Genomic DNA, 10,205 nt, shown 5'->3' with positions numbered 1-10,205 from the left:
ATATTAACATTTTTTAAAATGATTGGCAATATTTTCTTTTTAATGTTTTTTTTTGAAAAGAAATGAATAAAAACAGACCGAACATTAGCAACTTGTCCGGCCTAGCAATTTACAGTATTGTAAATGAAACTGTTGAAACGAAGTAATCATTCAGTCTCTTTATGTATGAAATCGAAATAGACAAAAGGGTGTCCAATTTTGACACCCTTTCTTCAATAAAAACTGATGATCTTTAGGATAAATTATGGTTGTCTTTCACACCATAACCATTGCTTTTCAATACTTTCTTAAGTGTCTCAATATGATCATGATTTTTCGTCTCTAATGATAGCTCCAATTGTGCATATCCTGGGTAAATATTTTCTCCAACATGTTCAAGAATCACAGATTGAATATTCGCATCTAATTCAGTAATAAATCTCAATACTTTTTGAAGTTGACCCGGCTTATCTTTTAAGATCAGTGAAAAATTTGCATATCTTCCTGACTCAACCATGCCACGTTCAATAATCCGTGAAATAAAATTCACATCAACATTCCCACCACTTAAAATAGCAACCACTTTCTTCTCTTTAACATTTCCTTTTTTATACAATAAAGATGATAATGCAACAGCACCGGAGCCTTCGACTAGGAGCTTATTCCGTTCCAACAACATAAGCATGGTTCTGGCAATTTCCATTTCATCTACACAAAAAATATCATCTACATATTTTTGAACTAGTTCAAATGTCTGCTCACCTGGTTTCTTGACTGCAATTCCATCTGCCATTGTAGGGGTAGATTCTACCATGACAGGTTTTTGTTCTATTAATGATTGTTTCATACTCGGACAAGCAAGGGCTTGAACACCATAAACACGAATTTTTGGGTTTTTCTCTTTGACTGCCAAGGAAAGACCCGCAATAAGTCCTCCTCCCCCTATTGGACAAAAAATCGCTTCTACATCAGGAAGCTGCTCCAATATTTCTAAGCCCACTGTACCTTGTCCCGCAATAACTGCTTCGTCATCAAAAGCATGAACAAAGGTTGCTCCCATACTTTCTTTTAGTTCCAATGCGTAAGCAAGGGCATCATCAAACACATTCCCTTGCAATTGCACTTTTGCCCCATATTGTTTCGTTGCTGACACTTTACTTAGTGGAGCACCCTTCGGCATGACAATCGTACAAGGAATCCCTAGCATTTGGCTAGAAAAAGCAACACCCTGTGCATGATTCCCAGCTGAAGCAGCAATAACACCTTTTTGTAGTTCTTCTTTCGTCAATGACATCAGCTTATTATAGGAACCCCTTACTTTAAACGAGCCGGTTTTCTGTAAATTTTCAAGTTTTAAATATACTTCATTATTGGATGATAGGCTGCTAAAAGTTTTTGAATAATCGAGCGGAGTGGAATGAACAATTCCCTTCATTTTTTCACGTGCTAGGATCAAATCGTCTAGGCTAACCAAGTCAAAACCCCCTGCATCCTTTTTTCTTATTTTAGGATGCACTGGAAAAAGTAAACTATTCTACTAAAATGAGAATATTGGGGTCTTACCCACCTCAGCGTTAAAGCTTTTTTCCTTGAGGTCAGAGCCTTAAGATACCATTATTAAGCTGATCCCTTATCCCATCAATTATATCCAATGGCATTACTCCATAGCTAGATAGAGTTTTGGCCTTTTCTTCTCCAGCACGTGCATGTATATAGCTTGCAGCAATTAAAGCATGGACAGGAGAAGCTCCCTGTGCCAGGAATGATGTAATCATTCCTGTAAGTACATCCCCGCTTCCCCCTTTACCAAGCGCATCATGCCCATAAGGATTTATGTATACATCCCCACTAGGAGTTGCGATAATTGTTCGATGTCCTTTTAACAGCAAATATACGTTATGATCTTTCGCAAAAGTCTTAGCAATTTTAATTCTGTCCTCTTCCACTTCTTTTACTGTTAAATTCATTAATCTGGCCATTTCTCCTGGATGAGGAGTGAACAGCACATTCCCCTTATATTGTCGTACCAAATCCAAATCGTTTCGAAGTAAATATAATGCATCCGCATCTACAACAATCGGCTGATGGATAAGAGAAGTAATAAACGATTTGATCCATTCTTCACCCCGAGGAAATCTACTCATCCCAGGTCCAATCGCTACACTATCAAATTGATGAAGCAACGGAGCCATTTCATCTATTGCTTTTTCACTAAAACGACCATCCTCTTCTGATAGCGGCAGGAATAAAGACTCTGGATTCTGTGCAGCTGCCATCGGATAAATACTTTCTGGAATGGCTAAGGTAACTAATCCCGCACCGGAATGTAAGGCTGCCTTAGCAGTAAAAATTGGTGCTCCAATAAAGGAGCGGGACCCTCCTACAATAAGAGCATGTCCGAAAGTTCCCTTATGACCATGCTTAGGTCGTAATGGCACTGAAGCTTTCACAAGCGATTCTGTTATCAATTTGGGCATAGCTAAACCTAATTCCATTGCAATGGTTGGCGACACAGAAATGTCAACAGCCTTCCACTCCCCAACATACTTTGGCCCATCATGTAAAAAGAATCCTTTTTTCGGAAATACAAAGGTTATTGTCTTTGTTGCTTTTACTGCGATACCATTTACTTTCCCATCATCGCTGCTAACACCTGAAGGAATATCAACAGAAATGAGTAATTTCTTCCTTTCATATTCATTTACCATTGAAATCACCTGGGATAAAGGTTCTTGTACAGGACGATTCACCCCTGTTCCAAGAATAGCATCAATGATGATGTCTGCCTGATTCAATTCATTTCGAAGGTCTTCAAGTGTATTTTCCTGAAGATAGAAGATTGGTAAGCCGCGGTTGGTATACACATTAAGATGAACTTTTGCATCTCCCTTTATTCGATCAGGGTTTACCAACAAACATAAAAGAGGCTCCATTCCTAAATCCCAAAGCCTTCGAGCAATGACAAATCCATCACCGCCATTATTTCCACCTCCAGCAAGCACAATCACTCGCGGATTATCACATGGTGGATCTGCTAGGATTTCCTCTACTACCTTTGCTCCTGCATTTTCCATTAACACCACCCCAGGCAAGCCCAGCTTTTCCATAGTATATTGATCCATTTGCTGCATTTCCTTTTGGCCTGCAATTAACATGGACATCCCTACATTTCGTATTTTTTGATTTTGGCTGTGTAGTCAGTGGAGTCTACTTTGTCAGCAAATCCTCCAAAGCAGATTGGAGTGAAGGGAACATGAATTCAAAGCCTTCTTCCATTAACACTTTTGGTACGACGTGTTGACCTTCAAGAACAAGTGTACTTTTTTGTCCAAGTACCATTTTCATGGCAAATGAAGGAACGGGCAACCAATGTGGACGATGTAATACTGAGCCAATTGTTTTACCAAAATCCTTCATATTAATGGAAGATGGCGAAGTGACATTGACAGGACCACTCAATTTTTCATTTTCAATAGCAAATGCAATGGCTCGTACAACATCCGTCACATGCACCCATGACACCCACTGTTCGCCCGAACCAACTGTACCACCAGCGAACCATTTATATGGTAGTGCCATGAGAGGAAGTGCCCCGCCTTCATTGCCAAGCACAACGCCGCATCTCATAAAGACGGCTCGAATGGAATGCGCTTCTACTTGTTTCGCTTTGTTCTCCCAGTCATGGACCGTTTTACCTAGAAAATCATTTGCCGTTTCTAATGAATCTTCTGTATACACCGCATTTACTGATGGCGGGTAAATGCCAATGGCGCTTGCATTAATAAGTACAGAAGGCTTTTCAGGTAATATGGTGATGATTCTTAATAACTCATCTGTTGCTTTCATCCGACTATCATAGATTTGTTTCTGATGTCTCGCATTCCATCTTCCATCGTTTATGGAGACACCTGCTAAGTTAATAAATACATCAGCATTTTTTATTTCATTTTCAGGAGAAGTGCCTTCTTCAAGCCACTTCACATATGACACATTCCCCGAAGATTTCTTATCTTTTCTTGTTAAAATAGTTACAATATTCCCTTCGCTGAGCAGGAAGTCAGTTAATTTCTTCCCGATAAATCCGGAACCACCAGCAATAACGATCTTCATTTTTCCCCTCCAATCCAAAAATTACTTAATATTTATGCGAAGACCATGTGGAAGCCCCCTGGATGGTATGAGTTGGTTCCACTAATTAAAGCCTCAATGAAAGGTTCAGAAATATCATTTCGTTAAAATCTTAATCAAGATATCAACATCTGCACACCAATTATTATCATCAATTTGATTTTCCTGCAGCATAAGGCCGGTAATCACGGAAAAATAGCAAAATAATAGTTTATAAGGATCACCTTCACAAAATTCGCCCAATTGCTGACCTTTGATGAAGAGTGGGATTAGTTGTCCAATGGAGTCTTTAGCTGAAAAGTGTTCGATTATTTGCTTCGCCTTCGCTGGAACCTCATCCGAAACGCTCGCATGGTGTATTAGCATGAAGGAATATTTATTATTTTCATCAAGGATATTTTGGGTGAACGTTCTGATTTGTTCCTTAGGCGTGCCCGGCAGTTGGCGGACATGTTCAAAAGCACTATTGGCTTCTTCCATTGCCTCTTGAATAAGAGTAATAAAAAGCTCTTCTTTTGATTTAAAATATCGATAGGATAAGCCCTGACTGATTCCGGCCTCAGCAGCAATCATACTCATTTTCGTTCCGACAATTCCTCGACGAGCAAAGACTTTTAAGGCAGCTTTTTTAATCTGTTCAATCCGCTGCAAGTGTATTTGGTCCAGCTTATGTTCATTTGATGGTACCATTCTACTTTCACTCTCCATTATATGGATGATTATTATGGAGTATATCATACTTTTAAACAGCTCTCGACCATGATTCTACATGTCGAACCGATCTGTGAGCAGAGTCTGTTCTTTACTAACGTTCCAGAGCCGGTAGGCCGCTTTCATATCTCGAGCAGGTACAGATGGGAGTTCCACTTTCTTATCGGCGTAGTATTGTCCTGTTTGATGACTGATTTCGTCTGTCTCAGTCAGCCACACCAATGTTTCTGCTCCCTTTTCAGGGCTGCGTGAAAACATCTTCATTACTGCCATCGTTGCGCTTGCCAACATCCCGTTATTTTGATTGAAATTTGTTGCCACTAGACCTGGGTCAAAGCAATAGGTTGTAACACCAGTCCCTTCAAGTCTTTTTCCAAGTTCAGCAGTAAACAAAATGTTCGCAAGTTTAGTCTGACTGTACCTTACTGTCGGCCCTCCCGTTAGCTTCTTTAGAGGTCTGTAAAGTTGTTCAGCCCCCAGGTCGTTAAAATTGATTCCCATCTTAGCCATCTTATGACCATGAGAAGCAGTAGTAATGATACGGGCTGGAGCACTTTCCTTCAAGCGATTAAGCAATAGCATTGTAAGCAGAAATGGTCCAACATGGTTGACTGCCCAAGTCATTTCAATTCCGTCGTCAGTCAATTGATGGTTTTGAAACAGCGCACCAGCATTGTTTATAAGGACATCCACTCTAGGGAATTTAGCTAAGATTACCTTGGCAACTTGGCGTATTGATTGCTGGGAAGCCATGTCTGCTAAAAACACATCAACCACTGCTTCCCTGCCTGATAAATCGTTGATTTGTTTCGCTATTTCATTTGCTTTTGCCTCATTCCGAGCGACGATTCCAATGTTTGCCCCATGAGCAGCAATTGCTTTGGCCGCAGCCAGCCCAATCCCGCTAGTCGCACCTGTAATAATCACAAATTTTCCATTTAAATCCCACTTTGAACCTGTTTTTATTTTATTCATTGAAAAAACTCCCCTTTTCCTAAAATTGAATGAACCGTTCATTTATTAGAAATATATGAAAAACTTATAAAAATGACACTAAGCTTTGCAATTTTTTTATTGACTTTGTTCGACACAGTTTGAAAAATAGGCCATTACCCAGGCGAGTTAAACTTTAAGTCCCTGGAAGTCTCCCCCTACAAATTAAAACTAATTTCCCACAATACTTTCATCTTTTCTGTCCATGTAAGATTTAATAGTTGACAATCATAAACAATATTAAAATACCTAAATTTTGATGCATATGAGCATAACCTGCTCCTGTTACGATCAAACCTACTAATATATGTTCCAACCACAATCCCAAATTCAAAGAAGCTATAGTATGTGCTGTTGCTACTGAAATATGCTGTAAAAAAGCCAAGACTGTTATACAACATTTTTCATCTGTACTATATCAAAAAACAACATAATTTGATCCTGATGTTTAAAATAATACTAATAACAGTGAAAAAAATAGTTAATTAGCTATTCATAGGTTTTAACTTAATAATCTGTTGTAATTAATTTTGAGTACTGTTACAATAAAAATGCAATAATTTATTGAAAATTTATAATATTAAATCTCTAATTATTGAGACTAGATAGGAGGAATATATTTGTCAAAACTGCAGAAAATCAATGACTTAGGTTTTTTTGAAATCCGCCTTGAATCGATTGGCGGATTGGGAGCTAATTTAGCTGGAAAAATGCTTTCCGAAGATGGAGTTGTTGGAAACGGATTAAACGGTGTCGGTTTTTCATCCTACGGATCAGAGAAAAAAGGCTCCCCTGTTAAAGCACACATTCGGTTTTGCGACCCGGAAACAAACATAAGAGACACCACACCAATTGAACGTCCTCATGTTGTCGGCATTTTCCATGATGCCCTTTTTAAAACCATTGATTGTACAAGCGGGATTTATCCCGACAGCACTATCCTAGTGAATTCACAAAAATCTCCTGACGAACTGAAGAATGTCATGAAAATTCCTGGCGGCACGATTGCCATCGTTGATGCAACCGGCATTGCTTTAGAAGAACAAACAAAAGTCAATACCGCAATGTTGGGAGCGCTTTATCGAATCTTGGACTTTTTAGACCCTGAGTCGATGAAACAAACGATTTGCCGTACGTTTGAGAAAAAGTATCCGCACCTTGTGGAGCCCAATATCCGTACGTTTGAGCGTGGGTACAATGAAGTCGAATTTAAAACATATTCGCTTGGTGATGAGTTCGAGCCTAAACCATTTACTAGAGCAGAACCGCTCCTCGGCTATCAAACCCAGACCATTGGCGGTACGATTACAAATCCAGGAAATAGCATTTTAAAGGATTTAAGTATTTCACGTGCCGGGATGCTGCCGCATTTTCACGAAGAAAAATGTATTAACTGTGCAGCCTGTGATACCGCATGCCCGGACTTTTGCTTTGTTTGGGAAGAAAAAGCAGACAAACGGGGCCGGCCGCAAATGTTCCTTCAAGGGATTGACTACCAATATTGCAAAGGCTGTTTAAAATGTGTCCATGCTTGTCCTGTTGATGCATTAACTGAAGAAAGAGAATATAATGACGGCTACGCTGACAGACATCGTGTGCCACATCTATTTGAATTGGCTATCCAAAATTAAGGAAAGGACGGGATCTTCATGTCCATTAATTTAGATCAAGAAAAGGAATCAATGCTTACGGGGTCAGTTGAACAAAGTATTGTTTTTGAATCAGGCAATGAAATGGCTGCCTATGCAGCACACCAAATAAATTATCATGTAATGGGGTATTTTCCTATTTCACCTTCCACAGAAGTTGCCCAGTTCCTAGATGGGATGAAAGCCAAAGGAGAGCATGATATTGTATTGATACCTGCTGATGGAGAACACGGATCAGCTGGCATCTGCTACGGGGCTTCGACTGGCGGAGGACGTGTGTTTAACGCAACAAGTGCCAATGGGTTTCTCTATATGCTAGAACAGCTGCCCGTTCAATCAGGAACTCGATTTCCAATGGTGCTGAATTTGGTCAACCGCTCAGTATCCGGTCCATTAAATATACATGGAGATCATTCCGATTTATATTTTGCTTTAAATACCGGATGGCCAATTTTGATGGCCCGTGATCCGCAAATCGTCTATGATATGAATATTATTGCGATTAAACTAGCGGAAGATCCGGAAGTCCGTCTGCCGGTCATCGTATCGTACGACGGTTATTTCACTTCCCATCAAAAAAGACGTGTCCATGTAATAAAAAACAAAAACGATGTCCATAAGTTTATCGGTGATCCACCAACAAACTTCCCTCACGCACTAGATCGTGAGAATCCGGTGACAATCGGTCCATATATGAATGAACCTGACTATATTAATAACTGCTATCAACAATCAGAAGCCATGTATAATGCGGAGAATGTCTTCGAAAGAATCTCGAAAGAATATGCAGAATTAACAGGCCGCGAATATCCAATCCTTGATTTATATCGTATGGAAGATGCAGAAGTTGCTGTCTTTATGTTGAACTCAGCCGCTGAGGTTTGTAAAGACGTAGCCGATCGGCTCCGCTTACAAGGGATAAATGCCGGGGTCATTTCTCCAAATATAATTCGCCCCTTTCCGCAAAAACAAATCGCTGAAGTATTAAAAAACGTGAAAGCGATTACAGTTGGGGACCGTGCCGACTCGTACGGAGCCCATGGCGGAAACATGGCCTTAGAAATTAAAGCGGCACTGCAAACAATTGGAAATGTTAGTACAAAGGTAATTAACCGTATCTATGGATTAGGCGGCAAAGATTTTTATGCTGACGACGCAGAACATTTTTTCCAATTAGCACAACAAGCAGCTGAAAATGGGGTTGCGGAAAAGCCGTTCGACTATTTCGGACATAATCCCGGCAATTCGGAATACGCACCAAAGCGTATCTTAAATCCGATGAAAAAAGAAGATTTGAATACTGGTTTAATCACCGTCACACCTGATGAAAATACCGGTGAACTTAAGGTGAAAATCCCTCCACTAAGAAGTTTAACAAAAAAACCAAAACGTTTAGCTTCTGGTCACGGTGCATGCCCAGGCTGCGGAATTTTCTCGGGGCTGGAGTTGTTTTTTAAAGGAATTGAAGGGGATATTGTAGCTTTATTCCATACCGGTTGTGCCATGGTTGTGACGACTGGTTTTCCATACAGCGCCCATAAAGCGACATACATCCACAATCTCTTCCAAAATGGCTCAGCTACGTTATCGGGTCTTGTGGAAATGTTCCAGGAAAGAAAACGGCGTGGTGAATTAGCTGACTTAGGTCTGAGCGATGATTTTACATTCGTCATGGTTACGGGTGACGGCGGCATGGACATTGGGATGGGGCCAGCCATTGGAACTGCTTTGCGAAATCATAAAATGATCATTCTCGAATATGATAACGAAGGCTACATGAATACAGGCAGCCAACTCTCCTATTCAACACCAATGGGACATATGACAAGTACCTCAAATGTAGGCGGCTTCCAAAACGGAAAACCCTTCCATCACAAGGATACCGCGCAAATTATGGCCGCGACCCATATCCCTTATGTGTTTACTGGAACAGAAGCGTTTGACCGAGACCTATTAAAGAAAGCCGCAAAGGCTCAGTGGTATGCAAAGAATGAAGGGTTAGTATACGGTAAAATTTTGATTACCTGTCCATTGAACTGGAAATCAAAGGATGAATTAGGCCAGACAATTGTAGAGGCTGCTGTCAACTCCTGCTTCTTCCCTCTTTATGAGGTGGACCGAGGAATAACGACCATCACCTATGATCCTGAAGCTAAAAATAAACGCTTAGCTGTAACAGAGTGGTTGAAACTAATGGGGAAAACGAAACATTTGCTAAAAGAAGACAGCAAAGACATGCTGCAAATGTTTGAGGATGAGGTCGAACGCCGGTGGAACCGGCTCAAAGCGAAACATGATAGCCCTTATCTTTAAGAGAAGAATCTATTAAAATATAAAAAACGAGCAAAATAAAAAAGTGAAGGGTTTCGTTTTTAGGTGCAAAACAGTTAAATGACATAGAAAATGGCGTGTAAAACTGCTTTCAGTTTTAGCACGCCATTTTTAATATTCCAATGGACTAAATGATAATCAAATTAAGGTTTATTCTAATTTCAGCAAAGCACCCATTTTGCAACAAGAAAAAAACCTCCGATATTTGCAGCTGATCATTATGCAGTTTTGACTGTTGATAGTCCGAATGCGAGGCTTATTCGGACAGGTCAATCAGGAAATTGCCTTCTCTTGTCCGAATGCAATGCTTATTCGGACAGGTCAAGTAGGAAGTTACCTTTTCTTGTCCGAATACTAGGCTTATTCGGACAGGTCTAGCAAGAAGTTACCTTTTCTTGTCCGAATGCGAGGCTT

The 10,205-nt window shown here is 40.2% G+C and carries 8 protein-coding genes; 2 read left to right on the top strand and 6 right to left on the bottom strand.

Annotated features, from left to right (window positions below; genetic code table 11):
- Positions 1–232 precede the first annotated feature (232 nt).
- The 6 genes from ilvA to V7150_RS07640 all read right to left on the bottom strand — a co-directional run bounded on the left by ilvA (position 233) and on the right by V7150_RS07640 (position 6,196).
- Positions 233–1,453: a threonine ammonia-lyase gene (gene ilvA / locus V7150_RS07665; RefSeq protein WP_335515769.1), complete on the bottom strand. Its 1,221-nt coding sequence runs from the start codon at positions 1,451–1,453 to the stop codon at positions 233–235.
- Between the two features lie 121 nt (positions 1,454–1,574).
- Positions 1,575–3,134 (bottom strand): NAD(P)H-hydrate dehydratase, encoded by a 1,560-nt coding sequence (locus tag V7150_RS07660; protein ID WP_335515765.1) that lies wholly within the window; start codon positions 3,132–3,134, stop codon positions 1,575–1,577.
- Between the two features lie 52 nt (positions 3,135–3,186).
- A complete protein-coding gene (locus tag V7150_RS07655; protein ID WP_335515762.1) occupies positions 3,187–4,089 on the bottom strand; it encodes a TIGR01777 family oxidoreductase in 903 nt (300 codons plus the stop codon).
- 114 nt (positions 4,090–4,203) lie between these two features.
- On the bottom strand, positions 4,204–4,797 hold the full coding sequence (locus V7150_RS07650) for a TetR/AcrR family transcriptional regulator (protein WP_335515760.1): 594 nt from the start codon (positions 4,795–4,797) through the stop codon (positions 4,204–4,206).
- 75 nt (positions 4,798–4,872) lie between these two features.
- Positions 4,873–5,793 carry an SDR family NAD(P)-dependent oxidoreductase gene (locus V7150_RS07645; protein WP_335515757.1) on the bottom strand — a complete coding sequence of 307 codons (921 nt, stop codon included), beginning with the start codon at positions 5,791–5,793 and terminating at the stop codon, positions 4,873–4,875.
- A gap of 232 nt (positions 5,794–6,025) precedes the next feature.
- Positions 6,026–6,196 (bottom strand): hypothetical protein, encoded by a 171-nt coding sequence (locus tag V7150_RS07640; protein WP_335515754.1) that lies wholly within the window; start codon positions 6,194–6,196, stop codon positions 6,026–6,028.
- A 235-nt stretch (positions 6,197–6,431) separates the two neighbouring features.
- On the opposite strand from V7150_RS07640, the gene V7150_RS07635 reads away from it, so the two are divergent.
- Positions 6,432–7,442: a 2-oxoacid:acceptor oxidoreductase family protein gene (locus V7150_RS07635; protein WP_335515751.1), complete on the top strand. Its 1,011-nt coding sequence runs from the start codon at positions 6,432–6,434 to the stop codon at positions 7,440–7,442.
- Between the two features lie 18 nt (positions 7,443–7,460).
- Complete coding sequence (locus V7150_RS07630; RefSeq protein ID WP_335515748.1) at positions 7,461–9,773, top strand: thiamine pyrophosphate-dependent enzyme; 2,313 nt, start codon at positions 7,461–7,463, stop codon at positions 9,771–9,773.
- Positions 9,774–10,205 lie beyond the last annotated feature (432 nt).

The sequence above is a fragment of the Neobacillus drentensis genome (genome assembly GCF_036965245.1).
GTDB lineage: Bacteria > Bacillota > Bacilli > Bacillales > Cytobacillaceae > Neobacillus > Neobacillus drentensis_G.
This window is presented reverse-complemented; position numbering and strand designations above follow the sequence as displayed.